The organism is Pseudomonas sp. ME-P-057 (assembly GCF_030208975.1).
Classification (GTDB): domain Bacteria; phylum Pseudomonadota; class Gammaproteobacteria; order Pseudomonadales; family Pseudomonadaceae; genus Aquipseudomonas; species Aquipseudomonas lutea.
This window is the reverse complement of sequence record NZ_JARVSX010000040.1, coordinates 91,044-108,963: the sequence shown is the minus strand read 5'-3', so window position 1 is coordinate 108,963 and position 17,920 is coordinate 91,044. Positions and strand designations below refer to the sequence as shown.

At 59.7% G+C, this 17,920-nt stretch carries 14 protein-coding genes; 9 read left to right on the top strand and 5 right to left on the bottom strand.

Annotation, left to right across the window (positions count from 1 at the left end; all coding sequences use genetic code 11):
• The first annotated feature begins 353 nt into the window (after positions 1-353).
• From eprS to QRN48_RS22040, 3 genes are all read left to right on the top strand, one after another.
• Positions 354-3,362: an autotransporter serine peptidase EprS gene (eprS, locus tag QRN48_RS22050; protein WP_285353279.1), complete on the top strand. Its 3,009-nt coding sequence runs from the start codon at positions 354-356 to the stop codon at positions 3,360-3,362.
• A gap of 151 nt (positions 3,363-3,513) precedes the next feature.
• The gene (locus tag QRN48_RS22045; RefSeq protein WP_285353277.1) at positions 3,514-6,624 is read left to right on the top strand and encodes an autotransporter domain-containing protein; all 3,111 of its coding nucleotides are present in this window, start codon (positions 3,514-3,516) and stop codon (positions 6,622-6,624) included.
• Positions 6,625-6,940: 316 nt separating this feature from the next.
• Positions 6,941-7,324, top strand: a complete 384-nt coding sequence (locus QRN48_RS22040) for a response regulator (protein WP_160176702.1) — start codon at positions 6,941-6,943, stop codon at positions 7,322-7,324.
• A gap of 237 nt (positions 7,325-7,561) precedes the next feature.
• On the opposite strand, the gene QRN48_RS22035 is transcribed toward QRN48_RS22040, so the two are convergent.
• Positions 7,562-8,566, bottom strand: coding sequence for an NAD(P)-dependent oxidoreductase (locus QRN48_RS22035; RefSeq protein WP_285353275.1), 1,005 nt, complete (start codon positions 8,564-8,566; stop codon positions 7,562-7,564).
• Positions 8,567-8,669: 103 nt separating this feature from the next.
• On the opposite strand from QRN48_RS22035, the gene QRN48_RS22030 reads away from it, so the two are divergent.
• A complete protein-coding gene (locus QRN48_RS22030; protein ID WP_285353273.1) occupies positions 8,670-9,278 on the top strand; it encodes a TetR/AcrR family transcriptional regulator in 609 nt (202 codons plus the stop codon).
• 51 nt (positions 9,279-9,329) lie between these two features.
• Here the strand turns inward: QRN48_RS22030 and QRN48_RS22025 are convergent, their stop codons facing one another.
• Positions 9,330-9,692 (bottom strand): MerR family transcriptional regulator, encoded by a 363-nt coding sequence (locus tag QRN48_RS22025; protein ID WP_285353271.1) that lies wholly within the window; start codon positions 9,690-9,692, stop codon positions 9,330-9,332.
• A 73-nt stretch (positions 9,693-9,765) separates the two neighbouring features.
• Here QRN48_RS22025 and QRN48_RS22020 point away from each other — a divergent pair, with 73 nt between their 5' ends.
• Complete coding sequence (locus QRN48_RS22020; RefSeq protein WP_285353269.1) at positions 9,766-10,215, top strand: hypothetical protein; 450 nt, start codon at positions 9,766-9,768, stop codon at positions 10,213-10,215.
• 102 nt (positions 10,216-10,317) lie between these two features.
• Here the strand turns inward: QRN48_RS22020 and QRN48_RS22015 are convergent, their stop codons facing one another.
• A complete protein-coding gene (locus tag QRN48_RS22015) occupies positions 10,318-10,692 on the bottom strand; it encodes a hypothetical protein (protein WP_285353267.1) in 375 nt (124 codons plus the stop codon).
• 376 nt (positions 10,693-11,068) lie between these two features.
• On the opposite strand from QRN48_RS22015, the gene QRN48_RS22010 reads away from it, so the two are divergent.
• The 3 genes from QRN48_RS22010 (at position 11,069) to QRN48_RS22000 (ending at position 14,314) form a co-directional block, all read left to right on the top strand.
• Positions 11,069-12,061: an AraC family transcriptional regulator gene (locus QRN48_RS22010; protein ID WP_285353265.1), complete on the top strand. Its 993-nt coding sequence runs from the start codon at positions 11,069-11,071 to the stop codon at positions 12,059-12,061.
• Positions 12,062-12,191: 130 nt separating this feature from the next.
• The gene (locus QRN48_RS22005) at positions 12,192-13,226 is read left to right on the top strand and encodes a histone deacetylase family protein (protein WP_037009004.1); all 1,035 of its coding nucleotides are present in this window, start codon (positions 12,192-12,194) and stop codon (positions 13,224-13,226) included.
• On the top strand, positions 13,223-14,314 hold the full coding sequence (locus QRN48_RS22000; protein ID WP_285353263.1) for a polyamine ABC transporter substrate-binding protein: 1,092 nt from the start codon (positions 13,223-13,225) through the stop codon (positions 14,312-14,314). Before QRN48_RS22005 ends, QRN48_RS22000 begins: the two co-directional genes overlap by 4 nt.
• Before the next feature lie 169 nt (positions 14,315-14,483).
• Here QRN48_RS22000 and QRN48_RS21995 read toward each other — a convergent pair whose 3' ends face one another.
• Positions 14,484-15,578 carry a Gfo/Idh/MocA family protein gene (locus tag QRN48_RS21995; protein ID WP_285353261.1) on the bottom strand — a complete coding sequence of 365 codons (1,095 nt, stop codon included), beginning with the start codon at positions 15,576-15,578 and terminating at the stop codon, positions 14,484-14,486.
• A 229-nt stretch (positions 15,579-15,807) separates the two neighbouring features.
• Between QRN48_RS21995 and QRN48_RS21990 the strand changes: the two genes are divergently transcribed.
• Positions 15,808-17,028, top strand: a complete 1,221-nt coding sequence (locus QRN48_RS21990) for an MFS transporter (protein WP_285353259.1) — start codon at positions 15,808-15,810, stop codon at positions 17,026-17,028.
• A gap of 2 nt (positions 17,029-17,030) precedes the next feature.
• Here QRN48_RS21990 and QRN48_RS21985 read toward each other — a convergent pair whose 3' ends face one another.
• Positions 17,031-17,918 (bottom strand): LysR family transcriptional regulator, encoded by an 888-nt coding sequence (locus tag QRN48_RS21985; RefSeq protein WP_191945218.1) that lies wholly within the window; start codon positions 17,916-17,918, stop codon positions 17,031-17,033.
• Positions 17,919-17,920 lie beyond the last annotated feature (2 nt).

The window sequence follows — 17,920 nt, the reverse complement described above, 5'->3', positions numbered from 1 at the left end:
ATGGCATGGCTAAGTAGTGGCTCGGCCAGAGTTTCATAATTCATTACCTGAATATCTCCCTGACATGCGTTTCGCTTGGATTGGTAACTGTCTCCGCTGGGCAGGACTCCTGCGCAGGCCAACTACGTCGTTTTTGACGAAGTAACTAAAAGGCCACTATTCCGCAATGCGCTTTAGTTGTGCCGGAAACGTTAGAGATGCCTCACAACAGTGCCCTTTTCCCTGAGATGCCCGGTTTTTGCTGCAGTAAGCTTTGTATCAGTTTTGAAACAAATTAGTTGCCATCCCGTTCCGGGCAGACTATTTTCTTACGGCGCTCAATAGGGAGCTATCAAATAAAAAGGTGTGCAGGGATGCGAAGGTTCAAGCCGTCCAGTGCTGTCCGTTATTCCGTTAAACCCGTAACCACGACCGCACTTTGCGCGTTGTCTTTTACCTTTGGCTGCTCGGCTTACGCCGACTACGCAGAACAGGGGAAGTTGGGCGATGCGGCCAGTTGGCGCTCGCCAGAATTTCAGAGCGACTGGGGATTGGGCCGTATCCAGGCTGAACAGGCATATGCTGCCGGTATCACCGGCAACGGCGTAAAAATCGGCGCAATGGATTCGGGATTCGACCCCTCTCATCCCGAAGCCAGCCCATCCCGCTACCATGCGGTAACGGCCAATGGCACCTATGTGGATGGTTCGCCCTTTAGCGTCACGGGTGCCATCAACCCTAATAACGACACCCACGGCACGCACGTGACCGGGACCATGGGCGCGGCCCGTGATGGCGTTGGCATGCATGGCGTGGCATACAACGCGCAAATCTATGTGGCCAACACTAACCAGAGCGATAGCTTCCTGTTTGGCCCGAGCCCGGACCCCAAGTACTTCAAGGCAGCCTATGGCGCATTGGCTGATGCCGGCGTGCGGGCGATCAACAACAGTTGGGGTAGCCAGCCGCCGGATGTGACCTACGCGACTTTGGGCGGGGTGCAGGCCGCCTACGCCCAGCATTACAACCGGGGCACTTGGCTGGATGAAGCGGCTAACGTGTCACGCAACGGTGTGATCAATGTCTTCAGTGCTGGCAATACCGGCTATGCCAACGCCAGTGTGCGGTCTGCATTGCCGTATTTCGAGCCAGACCTGGAAGGCCACTGGCTGGCAGTCTCTGGGCTGGATAGCGCCAATGCCCAACGCTATAACCAATGCGGCCTTGCCAAATACTGGTGCATCACCACACCGGGAAGGCTGATCAACAGCACCGTGCCTGGCGGCGGTTATGCGCTCAAGTCCGGTACGTCCATGGCTGCGCCGCACGCCACGGGCGCGTTGGCGCTGGTGATGGAGCGCTACCCTTACATGAACAACGAGCAGGCCTTGCAGGTGCTGCTCACCACCGCGACCCAACTCGATGGTTCGGTCACCCAGGCCCCCAATGGCGCTGTGGGCTGGGGTGTCGTCAACCTGGAGCGGGCGATGCGCGGCCCCGGCCAGTTGCTGGGGACCTTCGACGCCACCCTGGGCGCCGGCCAAACCGATGTCTGGAGCAACGATATTTCTGATCGGGCGTTGATTCAGCGTCAGGCCGAGGACACCGCTGAACAGGCTACCTGGCAGCAAACCGTTGTCAGCAGAGGTTGGCAGAACGGCGTGGCCAGCACCGCCAGCCAACAGGACCAAACCGACTACGCCGTGGGCACCGCCCGTGCTGCTGCGGCGGCTCAGCGCCAGTACCAGGGAAGCCTGATCAAGTCCGGCGCGGGGCGGTTGATCCTTGAAGGGAACAACACCTATCGCGGCGATACCCAGGTCAACGGTGGTGTGCTGTCGGTCAATGGCTCCCTCGCGTCTGCCGTGCAGGTCAATGCCGGTGGCACCTTGGGCGGCAATGGCCAGGTTGGTAACCTCACGGCGATGAGCGGCGGGCAGGTTGCGCCGGGTAACTCCATTGGCACCTTGCGGGTGAACGGTAACGTGACCCTCGCGCCAGGCTCAACCTATGCGGTGGAGCTTTCGCCAACGGCCAGTGACCGCATTGTGGCCACCGGCAGTGCCACGGTGTCGGGCGCCAACATGGCCCTGGCCCTGGCGCTGGACCCGACGCCGCCGGCCTTGAACGCCACGCCTGGCCAAACCCTGGTTGGCCGTCAGTACAGCGTGTTGCAAGCCGCCAATGGTGTGAGCGGGCAGTTCGCTGCGGTCACCGCCAACTACGCGTTCCTCGGTGGCCGGCTGGATTACGCCGCTAACAGTATTGCGCTGAATATCGAGCGCACGGCGGCGTTCGACAGCGTGGCGCAAACCCCTAATCAGGCAGCAGTGGCCTCGGCCGCCGAGCAATTGGGGGCGGGTAATGCGGTGTATGAAAACCTGCTGCTCGCGCCAAATGCCGCCTCGGCCCGGGAGAGTTTCCAGCAGCTGTCGGGCGAGATCTACCCGGCCGTCGCGACCCAGTTGATCAACGACAGCCGCTACGTGCGTGATGCCGTTGGCGAGCGTCTGGGGACCAGCGTGTTCGGTGCCGATGCCAATACCTCGGCGCAAGACAACGTGTGGGTCAAGGCCTTGGGCGCCTGGGGCAAAACAGACTCCCGTGGTGATACGGCTGGCTATACCTCGTCCATCAGCGGTGTGCTGGCGGGTGTCGATGGCGACGTAGGTGAATCCACTCGCCTTGGCCTGGTAGGCGGCTACAGTGACAGCTCGGTCAATATGGGCTCGGGTACCCATTCCCGTGCATCGGTAGACAGCTACCATCTGGGTACCTACTTGGGTCATGAGATCGGCGCTTGGCGCTTGACCCTCGGCGGTGCCTACAGCTGGCACAGGATCGATGCCAGACGTGATGTACAGGTCGGTGGCGCCAGTGGTCGGGAGAAAACCAGGCACGATGCGCAAACCGCACAGGTATTCACCGAAGCGGCGTACCGTATTCAGCTGCAGGCCGCTGTGCTTGAGCCCTTCGCCAACCTGGCCTATGTACACCTGGGCACTGACAGCTTCACCGAGAAGGGAGATGCCGCAGCGCTTGCATCCGGCAGCGATACCCGTGAAGCCGCGCTCGGCACGCTGGGTGTACGGGCGCTTAAAACCATCGCAATCACTGATCGTCAAAAGCTGGACCTCTCCGGCAGCCTGGGCTGGCAGCACAACCTGAGCGATATCGACTCGGAGCAGCACATGGCTTTTGCGGCAGGCGGCAGTAGCTTTGGCATCGAGAGCTCGCCCCTGGTGCGTGACGCGGCCCTGGTGGGCGCCCATGCCCGCATGGCTCTGAGCCGTGAGGCCAGCGTTAGCCTGGACTACAACGGCCAATTGGCCAGCCGTGAAAAAAGCCACGGCATCGGCTTGAGTTTTAACTGGCAGTTCTAAACGCAAAGCGGCAGGGCGAACCAGGTTTTCGCCCGCCGATTGCCTGACGCTAAAGGTTCCAATCTACCCATTGTTGGAAAAAGAACCACGCGGATGCCAAGGCGGCGTTCGCGCGGGGTTTCGTGTGCGCTAACTAAGGACAGTTATATTGATGAAAAAGCCATCCACCACTCGACAGGTTGCTGTCAGCTCCATTCGCCACGCTATTAGGCAAGCCAATCGCGTCTCTTGCGGCGCCCTGGCCTGTTACTTGACCACCCTCGGTGTAGCTCAGGCTGCGCCTTACGCCGAAGCCGGTCAGGCCGGGAATGCCGCCAGTTGGCGCAGCGCGGAGTTCACTGCCCAATGGGGGCTGGGCGCGATCAACGCCGACCAGGCTTACGCGGCCGGTTACACCGGCAAGGGCGTAAAGTTGGGGATTTTCGATCAGCCGGTGTACGCACCTCACCCGGAATTTGCCAGCCCGGATAAAGTAATCAACCTGGTAACCAGTGGCATTCGCGAATATACCGACCCCTATATTCCGGTAAAGGCCGGCGACGCCTTTCGTTACGATGGCGCGCCCACCCCTGACTCAAACGGCCGGTTGGGCAACCACGGCACCCACGTAGGTGGCATCGCTGGCGGCAACCGAGACGGCGGACCCATGCACGGCGTGGCCTTCAACGCCCAGATCATCAGCGCCGACAACGGCGACCCAGGCCCGGAAGACGGCATTGTGCTGGGCAACGACGGCGCGGTTTACCAGGCTGGCTGGAACGCCTTGGTCAATAGTGGCGCGCGCGTCATCAATAACAGCTGGGGCATTGGTATTACCGAGCGCTTTGCCCAAGGCGGTCGCGACCCGGCCTTCGCGCACTTTACCGTGCAGGACGCGCAGCTGCAGTTCGATCAGATCCGACAGATCCTCGGCACTCGCCCGGGGGGCGCTTACCAGGGCGCCATCGATGCCGCGCGCAGCGGCGTGGTCACCATTTTCGCCGCAGGCAACGACTACAACCTGAACAACCCGGACGCCATGGCCGGGCTGGGGTATTTCGTGCCAGAGATCGCCCCAAACTGGCTGACCGTTGCTGCGTTGCAGCAAAACCCCAACGCCACGACCGCCGGCGCCACGCCTTACATTTTGAGCACCTTTTCTTCTCGTTGCGGCTACACGGCCAGCTTCTGCGTGTCGGCACCCGGTACGCGGATCTACAGCTCCGTGCTCAACGGCACCAGCTTGCAAGACCTCACCGTGGGCTGGGCCAACAAAAACGGTACCTCCATGGCCGCGCCCCATGTGGCGGGCAGCATGGCGGTACTGATGGAGCGCTTCCCCTACATGACCGGCGCACAGGTGGCCGACGTGTTGAAAACCACCGCCACCGACCTCGGCGCGCCTGGCGTGGACGCGCTCTATGGCTGGGGCATGATCAATCTGGGCAAGGCCGTCAACGGCCCGAGCATGTTCGTCACCGAGGCGGATATTCCTGCCGAGTTTCGTATCAGCGGCGCCTATGGCGACAGCCAGTTCGTCGTCAACCTGCCAGGCATAGGCGCAGTGGTCGATGCGGGTAAACCGACCCAGCGCCTCTGCAGCGGGCCACAATGCGGGCGTGACGTGTGGAGTAATGACATATCCGGGCACGGCGGCTTGACCAAGCTGGGTATCGGGACCTTGGTGCTGACCGGCGCCAACACCTACAGCGGCCCAACCCTGATCAATCAAGGGCGCCTGGCGGTCAATGGTTCGCTGGCCTCGGCGGTGACCGTCAACGACACCGGCATACTGGGCGGCAACGGTCGGGTGGCGTCTCTTACTGCCAACCGTGGCGGTACGGTGGCGCCGGGCAATTCCGTGGGCACCTTAAATGTGGCGGGCGACCTTAACCTGGCGCCCGGCGCTGTGTATGCGGTGGAGTTGTCGCCCACGGGTAGCGACCGCATCATCGCCGGCGGGCAGGCTACGGTGAGCGGCGCGACCATGGCCCTCTCGCTGGAAAACGGCGCCGGCTTCACCACAGGCGAGGTCAACAGCCTGGTGGGCCGACAGTTCAGCGTGCTGCAAGCCGCTGGCGGCGTGCAGGGCCAGTTTGGGGCGGTGCTGGACAACTACGCTTTTCTGGATGGCAGTCTCGCCTACGGCGGTACGGGAGTCGCCTTGGCCCTGGAGCGCAACGCGGACAGCTTCGCCAGCGCCGCGCAAACCGCTAACCAGGCCAACGTAGCGGCTGCTGCCGAGCAACTAGGGAGCGGTAACGCGGTGTATGACGAGCTGCTGCTGAGCCCCGATGCGGCTACGGCTCGGCGGGCCTACACCCAGTTGTCCGGCGAAGTGCATCCGGCCATTGCCACTCAGTTGATCAACGACAGCCGCCAGGTACGCGATGCCGTGGGTGATCGCCTGCGCGTCGAAGGGCTGTACGACCAGCCTGCGGCGGGTGTTGAAGACAACAACTGGTGGGTGAAAGGCCTGGGCGCGTGGGGCAAGAACGCCGGCAGCAGCGACAGCGCCAGTTCTACCTCATCACTGGGCGGTCTGCTCGCCGGTGTCGACGGTTTGGTGGCTGAGCATACCCGGCTGGGCGCCATGGTCGGTTACAGCGATACCTCATTGGGCATGGGCGACGATACCCACTCGCGGGCTTCAGCCGACAGCTACCATTTGGGTGCCTACATCGGCCATGAAGAAGGTGCGTTGCGCCTCACCGCTGGCGCGTCCCATAGCTGGCACCGCATCGACGTCAAGCGTGACCTGCAGTTGGGCAGTTTGGCCGACCGGCAGAAGGTCAAGCGCGATGCGCAATCGACCCAGGTATTCACCGAAGCCGCTTATCGTCTCAACCTGCAACGCCTGGCGTTGGAACCCTTCGCTAACTTGGCTTACGTGCACTTCGATAGCGACAGCTTTACCGAAAAAGGGGGTGCCACGGCGCTCAAGGGGAGCGACGACACCCGCGACACTGTGCTCTCCACCCTTGGCGCACGCGCCGGTAGCCGTTTCAATCTGAACGACACTCAGAAGCTGGATGTGTCCGCTACCTTGGGTTGGCAGCATAACCTGAGCGATACCTCGGCCGAGCAGCATCTGGCCTTTGCCAGCGGGGCGAATACCTTTGCCGTGCAAAGCGTGTCGATGGACCGGGACGTTGCCGTCGTGGGCGCCCGCGCCAGCCTTGCCTTGAGCCGGGATGCGCGGATCAATCTGGACTACAACGGCCTGTTGGGTGCCCGGGATAAAACCCACGGGGTAGGGCTGTCGCTGGATTGGCAGTTCTAACCTCACGCGCCGCCTGAAAGCCTGGGCAGGCTTGGGTGCTATCGCCTAAGCCTGCCCCCAAGGCTGCCAACAACGTGCTGCGGGCCAGCGAAGCAGCAGGCCCGGCGATCTGGGCATGGAAGGATGTCCGCGTCTGGTCGAAAGCAGCGACTCGCAAGCGTGTAGAGCATTGGGGCGCTCAGGCTCGGCACAGAGCTAAACGCCACTCAGGTTGGGCGTCATGACTACGCGACGATGGCTGAGCAACCGCCGTATCGTTAGTGGAACCCGCAGGCAGCGACCCAGTCCAACGTCCATGTCAAACCAGCACGAGCACATGGCAGTGGTATCAACGGTTTTAGTCGTGGAAGATGACTGGCTCATCCGCAGTTTGATACATGAAATTCTGGAGATGGAAGGCTTCGAGGTAGTAACAGCAGAGACAGGCGATGACGCTTGGCACTGGTTGTGCGAGACCTTGGGAGGGGCAGACCTTCTGCTGTCCGACATCCATCTGCCTGGTGGGCTGAACGGAATCGGTTTGGCTAATCGAGTGCAGGCTCATTGGCCGCGCATACCCGTGATCTTGTCCTCCGGTGGAAAAGGGCAACAAATCCTGGAGTCTGGATATGCTCCGCTGTTCATCCCCAAGCCTTGGCATTCTCAAGATATCGGCACAATTTGTCGGCGTGCATTAGCCCTGGCAACACCTCGCCAGTGATCCGGCCGATCCAATGGCTCGTTCACCCAAGCCGATCGCGCGCACAACGTCCCGAACATCAAAACCGAATGCCTTCGTCTCCTTGAGCGGCGCAATGGCCGTTCAAACCGAGGAGCGCCGATACGAAGTTATCGGGAGCCGCGCGATGAGCCAAAACTCAGGTGGGGCACTCACCGTAGCAGGGGCTGCCAATCTGCGGATGACAACACCCGGCTTACCGGCACGGTCGACGTTTATTCACGTGGGTAATTCACAAAGCTCCCCACCATCCTGTGCCAAGCGTTTCAAATATTGATCTGCATCCAGAAGCTGGTAGGGAAAGTAGAGACCGGGGAGCGGGGCAGGCTGGCCATCCAGCCCAAGCAACCGCTCCAGCAGCATTGCCACGCTGAGGCCGGTGAGGGCGGCAGCGCCTCTTGGATGGATAACTGCATGACGCGTGCGCAGGTGTTTCCCGTGCAGATCCTCGCCGGTAAGCTCGATGATGATCTCCGTCGACATTGGCTGACCTCGGCGTCGGGTCGAGCTAACGCCGATGGCGAGATTGAATTGGACATTGGGCGCCCCGGTCGCGGCAGCCAAGCCGGCAACGTCGATAGAGGAGAAGCCGCTGCCTTCGATCGGGGTACCATCCACCGCGTTGAAGGTGACCTTGGCATCCTGTCCGTCGCGCCAGATGTAGGCTTGATCGCGTCTGCTCAGCGCCGCAGGCAACATTTTGCTCAGATGCTCGAAATCCTTCGCGACAGTCGGGCCCCCAGTGTCTTGCTCATCGACTAGCGCGTTGATCACGATGTCTTGAACGCGGCTGAAAGCGTTGGCGATGCTAAGCGTCGCCACTGTTGTCGCGCCGACCATCCACTCGTAACCGAGCACAATGGGCGCGATGTCAGGCTTGTGCATGTAGGTTGCGATTTGCGGCGCTATCTCGAAAACCCCGGAGGAGATACTCAGATGCGGCACGCCACGTTTTTGGGCGTAACGCAGGCCGGCAAGGGAATGATCCATGTAAAGGACCACCACGGCGCTAACCTGGCGATCGCCGAGGCCCAAATCATCGGCTGCCGGGTCAATCACTATCCCCTGCGCCCCGCCGAGTTGCTCTGCCGCTTGCTGGGCCTTGGCAAGATCGCGGCCGCCGATCAGCAGTGAAATCCCGGGATGAGCAGTGCGTAACGCTTGAGCGGTGCGGTGGCCTATTGCGCCTGAACCGCCCATGAAAAGTATCGGATGCAATGACATCGTGTGTTCTCCTTTCGGTTAACCTACTGTTGGTAGGAAACCTAACACGAGTGTTCTTTTCCGTAACCTACCATCGGTAGCTTTCCTGTCTTTGAGGATCAACGTGGAAAAAGTCAGCACCCCTCCGGCAAGCGGCACAGGCTCGCGTCGGCTGTCAAAAGCCGAGCGCAGGCGACAATTGCTCCAGACCGCACTGCTGATCGTGCGCGAGGAAAACGCCGACAGGCTGACCCTGGGCCATTTGGCGGTCCGCGCCGGCGTCTCAAAACCGGTGGTATACGACCATTTCAGCACCCGCTCGGCGCTCTTGATTGAGCTCTACCGATGGATCGATACCGAGCGGGTTGATGCCTTCCGCAATGCCATGGCGAGCAGTCCGCAGACTTTGGAGGAGACCGCGCAGGTGCTCGCCAGCGCCTATATCCATTGTGCGGCGGACCATACCGACGAATTTCACGTCGTGGGAGCTGCGCTGGCAGGCAGCAGCGATAAAGCGGCAGTGTTCCAAGAGTTGCTGGACAACTGCGTGCGCATGTTTATAGCTGTGCTGGAGCCCCATGCAGGGCTGTCATCTGAAGAAATGGAGCGTGTCTGCACCGCCCTGGTGGGAGCAGGCGAAGCGCTCTCGGGGGCAACAGTGCGAGGACGTCACACCGTCGATGAGGCGATAGACACTCTTTCGTCGCTAATCCGGGGTGCGTTTCGACGGTAGTGTTGTTCGGCAAAGATGAGTCAGAGCGAAAATGCCGTCCGCCCTCATCATTCAATCGCCGATACCGGCCAGGGGACATACCTGAGCTGCTCGTTCAGCCAGCAGACTACGCAGTTTGTGCATTTCGCTGATTCTTGCGTCCAGTAAAGCGATTTTCTCTTCAAACAACTGGGCGATGTGGGCCCTTGATGTCCCCTCGCTGTTCCATAAAAGTGGCAAGTTTTCACCGATCTCTCTAAGTGAAAACCCGAGGTGCTGAGCTAATTTGATGTACCCGACGATTTGCAGCGTTTGCTCTGAATAGAACCTGTAGCCGTTCGCCGCTCGATGCGGCTTGATCAGACCCTTCTCTTCATAAAATCGTAGCGCATCGACTGATACCCCCGTGTGCGCAGCCACTTCCCCGATTTTCATCGATCAATTCTCTGGTTGACTCTGGACCTAACACGAGGCTTTAGCCTGCGGGCTCGAACTGTGAGGGTTGACGATGATCAGCGTAAATAAAAATCTGCAAATTGTTCGGGCCAGCGCCATTTACGACCTGATCGTTACGGCAGGATTCATGACACCCTGGACGGCATCCTTGATGTTTACAGGATTCTCGGCGCTGTCGGATGCATTGGCGTTAAACCGGGCAGTATCGACACCGGACATTACTGCCATGCTCTTCACGAATCTTCTGGGCTCTGTAGTGGTTATCTGGTCGGCCTGGCGCTTGATGCAACCCAGCCGCACTGTTGGCTTATATGACGCGGTGGCACGAATGCTATTTGCGATCTGGCAGCTCCTCGCGGTGGCTAAAGGAGCCAGCTTCCTTATTCTGGGTTTTACCTGCTTCGAGATAATATTTGCCATCGCGCAGATCCTCCCAGTGACCCACCAACGCGGGGCCAGAGAGAAGGCAATTCCACAGCGTCCACAGCCCGATCCGCGGTAGCTGATCATGCGGTTGGCTTTAACGGCAGGGGGCTTGCGACCCCTGTCAAACACCCACCCCACGGATGACAGATCAGCCTCCGCTAGCGGCAGCTTCGCCGACCTAAGCGTCAGGCTCCTTGTTTGCGAGCCTGATGGCCGTCGTCACGTGTGGAACCGCGTAAGCCCTGTACCAATGAGTCATCCCTTCAATCGCTTTCTTGGCGGGTGCCGTGTCGGCTGCTCCAACCAGTTCCGCGCAGGCCTGAGCCATTGAGACGAGAATGCGGGCGGCTTCAGGAACGTAGGGGAGGTCATTTCCAGCTTCGTGACGCTCACGAATGATCTGATAGCGAATGTTCTCCGGGAGCGTCCAGGCACTGATCAGAAACTCCTGAACGGAGTAATCGACGCCTTTGATCTGGACCGTCGCGCAACGATGGTCTTCGCTGAACCCCGCTGTTTCGATCTGCTCGCAGCTGTCGATGACAGTGTTCATCATTTCTCGAATTTGTTGCCAGTCAGTTCTCATTGGATCTTCTCTCAAACCGTCATTTTTGAAGAATTGGTTGGGCTGGCTCTTTCAGACAGGTGAGGGGCGCCCTCTGAAGACATGACTTCGGTTCGCTCACGCACCCAGAATAAGGCGCCTGAGCGTTGCGTTAGAGCGTGCGCATCGGAGCGTATATGTCCTCATGCTAAACAAAGTTCATCTCGGCCGCATGCTTCCCGCACGTCAACTGTCGCTGCAGACGCGGTGCGTTGTTTGAGCCGTATGTAGTTTGGCTAATGGCGCAGCACAGGGGCAAACTAACCAGACAGTATCCCGGCACATAACTTGCTCTTCTTGTCCTCATCGCCTGGCGGAACTCCCCATGCTTCATTCCCACCTCACTACCCTTAACGCGGTCTCCTTGGTCCTGAGCACTTTCACGGCGCAGGGATGGTCCGCCGAGGCGCTGCTGGCCGGCAGTGGTATCTGCGCAACGGATTTGAGCCGCGCCGACACACGTATCGCCACGCATCAGGAGATGCAGGTGTGCGCCAATGCTGTCGCTTTGCGGCGCGATATAGGCCTGATCGTGGGCTTGCGCATGCATGTATCGTCTTACGGCATGCTCGGTTATGCATTGCTCACCAGTGCCACTTTCGGTGACGCGTTACGTCTGGCCCTGCGTTATCCCGCTCTCTTGGGAACGCTCTTTGAGCTGAGCCTGGAGGAGGAGGGTGAGTGTGTCTGGTTCACCGCCAGCGATTACCGTGAGAATCCGGCTCTGACCGCTTTCAACGTTGAGCTGTGCCTGGGTTCACTGAAAGTCATTTGCGATGACCTGCTCGGCCACTCGTTGCCTTTGCTGGGCGCTCGTTTTGAGCACACTGCGCCAGATTACCAAGCGCGCTACGCCGAGTGTTTTGACTGTCCGTTACAGTTTCAGGCAACCGCCAATGCGTTTGCCTTTGATAAACGCTGGCTGGCCCAGCCCTTGCCACTGGCCGACACGGTGACCCACCAGGCCATGGTCGAGCGCTGTCGCAAACAGAATACGGAATTCACTGGGCGTGAGGCCTGGCTTGGGCGGATCCGTCAGTTACTGGCTGCTCAACTGCATGCTGCGCCCGGGCTGGAAGGGCTGGCTCAACAAATGAACTGTTCGGCGCGCTCTCTGCGTCGTCATTTGCATGGCATGGGCTGCAGCTATCAGGAGCTGCTCGACGAACTTCGTTTCGAACGCGCCAAACAGTTGCTGGCGCAGGACCGGTGGCCCGTCCACCGGATCGCCGAGGCGCTGGGCTTCAGTGAAACTGCAAGTTTCAGGCACGCTTTTGTGCGCTGGAGTGGGGTGGCGCCGAGTCAGTTTCGAACATGATGCCTCGTTGAGGGGCGATTTACGGACAGAAAGTCTGGCCATATTTGTCCCCTTTTGGCCGCGTCTGCCGTTCTCCTAAACTGCGGCTGCCGCAAGACTGCATCACCGATACAGTCTGCGGAGAACACCAATGCTGACGATCTACTCTGATGATCATCATCTGCACCATGGACGCTGTGAACTAATGGACGGGCAGTTGATGCCCTGCTTCGAAATGCCTTCTCGGGCCGACCATGTGTTGCAACGGGTCGAGGACCGTCAGCTGGGCCCGGTCCTGGCGCCGCAGGATTTTGGACTGGAGCCGCTGCAGCGAATCCACAGCCGCGACTATCTGGAATTCTTCCAGGGTGCGTGGACGCGTTGGGCCGAGTTCGGGCAGGACGGTGACTTGCTGCCCTACACTTGGCCGGCACGCACGTTGCGCCGGGTATTGCCCTCCAGCCTGCATGGGCAGCTGGGTTACTACAGCTTCGATGGCGGCGCACCGATTACCGCCGGGACCTGGCAGGCAGCGTACTCGGCGGCGCAGGTTGCGCTTACCGCTCAACAGGCGATCCAGCAAGGCGCCCGCAGTGCTTTCGCTTTGTGCCGTCCGCCGGGACACCACGCAGCCAGCGATTTGATGGGCGGTTATTGCTACCTCAACAACGCCGCCATTGCCGCCCAGGCCTTTCTTGATCAGGGCCACAAAAAAGTCGCGATTCTGGATGTGGACTACCACCACGGCAATGGTACCCAGTCGATTTTCTACGCACGCAGCGACGTGCTGTTTACCTCGATCCACGGTCACCCTGAAGCGGAGTTTCCGTTTTTCCTGGGCTACGCCGACGAGCTGGGTGAAGGCGCAGGCGTAGGCTTTAACTTCAACTACCCTCTGGCCGCCGGTGCTGACTGGGCAGCCTGGAGCGCAGCGCTTGAGCAAGCCTGCACAGAAATCGATCGCTACGGCGCCGAAATCATCGTCGTATCCCTGGGCGTGGACACCTTCAAGGACGACCCGATCTCGCAATTCAAACTCGACAGTCCCGATTACCTGGCGATGGGCGCACGCATTGCCCGCTTGGGCAAAGCCACGCTCTTCGTGATGGAGGGCGGCTACGCGGTGGAAGAAATCGGCATCAATGCCGTCAACGTTCTCGAAGGTTTTGAGGGGATTGCTCAATGAAGATGCTCAAGTCGATCTTGCTATGCGCGGCCTTTGTCAGTGGGGTGGCCCACGCCGAAGAGAAAACCCTGCGGGTCTACAACTGGTTTGACTACATCACGCCCAAGGCGCTTGAAGACTTCAAGTCGCAGCACCCCGACATCAAACTGGTGTACGACATCTTTGACACCAACGAAGCCTTGGAAGCCAAGCTACTTACCGGCAATTCCGGGTATGACGTGGTGGTGCCTTCCAATGTGTTCCTGGCCAAGCAGATCGAAGCCGGGGTGTTTCAGCCGCTGGACCGTAGCCAGTTGCCGAATTGGAACCACCTGGACCCCAAGTTGATGAAGCTGATCGAAGCCAATGACCCGGGCAACAAGTTCGCAGTGCCCTACATGTACGGCACCATCCTGATTGGCTTTAACCCGAGCAAGGTCAAGGCTGCGCTTGGCGACAATGCCCCGGTGGACAGCTGGGACCTGATTTTCAAGGAAGAGAACATCAGCAAGCTTAAACAGTGTGGCGTCGCGCTGCTCGACTCGCCGTCCGAGATCCTGCCGTTGGCCTTGCAGCACTTGGGGCTGGACCCAAACAGTGAAAATCCCAAGGACTATGCCAAAGCCGAAGCGCTGTTGATGAAAATCCGTCCCTATGTCACCTACTTTCACTCCTCCAAATACATGGCCGATATTGCCAACGGAGACATTTGTGTAGCGGTCGGGTACTCCGGCAGTTTTTCCCAGGCCGCCAACCGCGCCAAAGAAGCGAATAACGGGGTAACGGTGGACATGCGCCTGCCCAGGGAGGGAGCACCGATCTGGTTCGACATGCTCGCCATCCCTAAAGGTGCCAGCAATCCGCAGGACGCTTACACATTCATCAACTACTTGTTGCAGCCCGGTGTGATCGCGCCGATCAGCGATTTCGTTGGCTACCCGAACCCGAACAAGGACGCAACGGACCAAGTTGACCCTTCGATCCGCAACAACCCCAATCTGTACCCGACCGAGGCGGCGATGACCACGCTGTACACACTCAAACCTCTGGGGCGTGATGCGGAACGCGCCAGGACACGGGCATGGACCAAGATCAAGTCAGGCACTTGATGATTTGCCGATGGGAGCTGGATGATCAGGCTTTCACCCAAATCCTGCACACTGATGGTGGTTTGATCGTCGGCCGCTGAGCCCAGGGGGAGCGCGTCATGCGCTTCCCTCATCCCGGCGTTACCGATGCCAATCGCAAACATCCTGGTTACGCGAGAGGGTCGTGCTCTCATTTGAGGGGCGATTGAACTCCGCCCTTTGCCGCATCCAGCAACTGATGCAGGCGTAAAGCATCGCTGAACGTCGCCGCTGCGTCGGTGCCCTCCGCAACGTCCTGCGCATAGGCGTGATAGAGCTCTGCAAGTTCAAGCACGGCAGAGGGCAACGCCGAGACAGGCAGGCGCTGGTACTGCTCAGGCACCGGCAACACTTCTAGCGTCAGGTTATCGCCATGTGCGCCCTCGATGACATAGTCATCGCCAACATCGCCAAACGCCGAGCGGTTGGTGATTTTGAGGTCGCCCTGATCGCCAGTGATATCAATCTGCACACCGGAGCCATTCCTCTTGCCGCCTTCAATGTGAATAGAGACCACGCCCCCATCCTCTAACATGCCGCTTAGCACTAATTGGTCAGGCGCAGTACTCGGCAGCACCTCTGCGGTCTCCTTGATGGTCACCTGCGCAAACTGGCTGACCATCAGGCCTGACACGCTGAGCGGCCAGCCAGTCGCGGTGAAGAGCATGTCGAGAAAATGACCGGCATAGATCGCAATCACACTGGAGAAGTTTTCCTCGGCTGCGGTCCAGCGAAGCGCATTGGGTCGCACGGCCTGGAAGTAATTCATGCTGACGTGCATGCGCACGGACCGTACTTTGCCGACATACCCTTGCCGCAGCAGATCCTGCAAGTAACGATTGTGCGGCGCGTGGCGGCGTTGCAGCCCGACGATGTGTCGTACGCCCGCCTTGTGAGCCAGTTGCAGCAAGTTCTGAGAATCAGCAGTGGTGGTCGTTAATGGCCATTCGCAATAAACATCCTTGCCCGCAGCAATGGCGGCTTGTACGGTTCTTTCATGCTGGGGCGCAGTGTTGAGCACCACTATCAGATCGACTTCAGGGTTGTTGACCAATGCTTCGACTGACCCCGCAATGTCGGGTATGGAATATTCGTCGGCCGCCGCTTCAGCCCGCTCACGCCGTTCACTGTAGACCGCCTGCAAGTGGTATTGGGGCAACAGATCAAGTATGCGCAGGTGACCATGGCGAGCCCAGTTGCCTACGCCAATGATGCCGACGCGAATCGGTGATTGCCTGGATGTCATGGGAAAGCCCTCGCAAGGTAATGGTTGTCGAGGCGGAGTGTATGGAGCGAGCGCCTGGGGAAAAACCGGCCGGAAGGCAGAACACTCCGGACACCGATGGCGCTAATGCAGGGGCTATACCTCGTTCGATTGTGGAACTATTGATCCGCAGTGACTGGAGCCCTGCACTGTTTTTCGCTGCCTGGTCGATACCTAACATGGCGCCACTTATTCCTTGTGGAGCTGGCCCATGAACGATTGCAAAGCACTACCTGCTGCCTCAGCGCAACCTCTGGAAAACGTTCCTTCCTCACGCGACTGGTTGTCGGTGTATTCCGTTGCCCTTGGCGCTTTTGCTTTCGTCACGACTGAATATCTCCCGGTAGGGGTGCTACCGCAGATTGCCGACAGCCTCAGCGTCAGCGAAGGGGTTGCAGGGCTGATGGTCACCGTGCCGGGTGTTGTCGCCGCGTTGTCAGCACCGGCAGTCATGCTTGGCGCGGGGCGTATGAACAGACGTCACTTGCTGCTGCTATTGACGCTCCTGCTGGTGGCCTCCAATGCGGTGTCTGCATTGGCCCCGTCCCTGGCGATCATGTTGCTGGGGCGCGGGCTGCTGGGTATTGCGCTGGGGGGATTTTGGGCGGTGGCCATTGCGGCGGCGGGGCGGCTGGTCAATCAGTCGAAGGCAGGAAAAGCCACCGCGTTAATCTTCGCTGGCATCACATTGGCTACGGTATTGGGGGTGCCGTTCGGGACGTTCGTCAGCACGCTTTTTTCTTGGCGCATGTCCTTTGCCGCTACAGCAGGGCTCGCCTTGCTGGCGCTGATTGCTCAAGGCCTGACGTTACCGTCATTGCCTTCAACCGAAGGCCTGAACTGGCGCGCGCTCGTGGCATTCGTGTCGCGCAGCAATGCGCGTCGGAGCATGTGGCTGCTGGGCACTGTGGTAGCCGCTCATTTCACCGCATACACCTTCATCGCTCCCTTCCTTGGTCATGACGCTGGCTTTTCACCAACGGCCATCACTGCGATCCTGTTGGGTTTCGGCCTGGCCGGCATGCTTGCCAACTTCGCGATGGCCGGGACCATCACGACCCATTTGCGTGCCTCGTTGGGCGCCGTGGTATTGCTGATGGTATTAGCCCAGCTCGCCTTGCCTGAGTTGCAAGGGATGGCCGTTTCGCTGGCGGTCCTGGTCTGGGGAGTCGCATACGGTGCGATCCCTCTGGGCGTGAGTAGCTGGATGCAGCTGACATCGCCCCACTTGCCAGAGGCGAGTTCGGCAATGTTGGTGACGACCTTCCAGATTGCCATTGCTTCAGGTTCCCTTTTCGGCGGTGTGATGGTCGATCATGCCGGTGTGCCGTCGGCGCTGTGGCTGGGCGCGGCGATCGGTTTGCTTGGGTTGGGGGTGATGCTCAGTTTTGGCATCAAAAAAACGCCCATCGCCGAATCGCTGTTGCGGTGAATTCAAGTTTTTAGAATGTTGTCTTTGAAATAGTCGATCAACACTCGCAGCCTCGGAGCTGTCTGCTTCGAGGCAGGCCAGAGCATCCACAGGTTGCCGGTGTGGTCGGTGTAATCCTCCAGTACCACCTTCAGCCTGCCGTCTGCCAACGGTTCATGGATCGAAAAATCCGGCAAGCAGGCTATACCCACCCCATCTATCGCCAGGTAAGTGAGGGGGTCCATCGTCGTGCACGTTAACGCCCGCGCCAGATTCGGCTCTATGTGCGTGTCGTGGACGCGCAACGGCCAGCGCTCGACCAACCCGGTGGCCGGAAACTTGTGCAGCAGGCAGGTGTGACTGATGAGGTCATCGGGATGCGCAGGGGTGCCGTTGCGCTCCAGGTACGCGGGCGAGGCCACCAATTGGAGTCGGTAGCCTCCGAGCTTGCGTGCCATCAGCCGCGAGTCTTGAGGCGCCCCGGTTCGGATAACCGCATCGAAGCCTTCCTCAATCACATCCACCATCCGGTCGGACATGTCTACTTCCAGCTCGATGTCAGGGTAGGTGCGCATAAACCCGGCAAGGACGGGCATGATCAGCACGTTCTGAATCGGCACACTTATACGCACCTTTCCCCGGGGTGTAGCGGACAACTCGAGCAGCTCCATTTCTGCGGCTTCGACCTCGCTGAGGATACGCTTGCAGCGGTCGAGGAAGAGCTCGCCTTCGGTGGTCAGGGTGACACTGCGCGTGCTGCGATGGAACAACCGGACACCGAGGCGCTCTTCCATGCGCGCCACGCTTTTGCCCACAGCAGATGAGGAGATTTCCAGAAGTCGCCCGGCTGCGGTAAAGCTGCGGGTTTCGGCCACATTGATGAAGGCTGTGATGCCGCTGAGGCTGTCCATCA

What these genes read in the sequence shown, in the direction of transcription:
- eprS (WP_285353279.1), top strand. Translation starts at nt 354, where the DNA reads ATGCGAAGGTTCAAGCCGTCCAGTGCTGTCCGTTATTCCGTTAAACCC.
- QRN48_RS22045 (WP_285353277.1), top strand. Translation starts at nt 3,514, where the DNA reads ATGAAAAAGCCATCCACCACTCGACAGGTTGCTGTCAGCTCCATTCGC.
- QRN48_RS22040 (WP_160176702.1), top strand. Translation starts at nt 6,941, where the DNA reads ATGGCAGTGGTATCAACGGTTTTAGTCGTGGAAGATGACTGGCTCATC.
- QRN48_RS22035 (WP_285353275.1), bottom strand. Translation starts at nt 8,566, where the DNA reads ATGTCATTGCATCCGATACTTTTCATGGGCGGTTCAGGCGCAATAGGC.
- QRN48_RS22025 (WP_285353271.1), bottom strand. Translation starts at nt 9,692, where the DNA reads ATGAAAATCGGGGAAGTGGCTGCGCACACGGGGGTATCAGTCGATGCG.
- QRN48_RS22020 (WP_285353269.1), top strand. Translation starts at nt 9,766, where the DNA reads ATGATCAGCGTAAATAAAAATCTGCAAATTGTTCGGGCCAGCGCCATT.
- QRN48_RS22015 (WP_285353267.1), bottom strand. Translation starts at nt 10,692, where the DNA reads ATGAACACTGTCATCGACAGCTGCGAGCAGATCGAAACAGCGGGGTTC.
- QRN48_RS22010 (WP_285353265.1), top strand. Translation starts at nt 11,069, where the DNA reads ATGCTTCATTCCCACCTCACTACCCTTAACGCGGTCTCCTTGGTCCTG.
- QRN48_RS22005 (WP_037009004.1), top strand. Translation starts at nt 12,192, where the DNA reads ATGCTGACGATCTACTCTGATGATCATCATCTGCACCATGGACGCTGT.
- QRN48_RS22000 (WP_285353263.1), top strand. Translation starts at nt 13,223, where the DNA reads ATGAAGATGCTCAAGTCGATCTTGCTATGCGCGGCCTTTGTCAGTGGG.
- QRN48_RS21995 (WP_285353261.1), bottom strand. Translation starts at nt 15,578, where the DNA reads ATGACATCCAGGCAATCACCGATTCGCGTCGGCATCATTGGCGTAGGC.
- QRN48_RS21990 (WP_285353259.1), top strand. Translation starts at nt 15,808, where the DNA reads ATGAACGATTGCAAAGCACTACCTGCTGCCTCAGCGCAACCTCTGGAA.
- QRN48_RS21985 (WP_191945218.1), bottom strand. Translation starts at nt 17,918, where the DNA reads ATGGACAGCCTCAGCGGCATCACAGCCTTCATCAATGTGGCCGAAACC.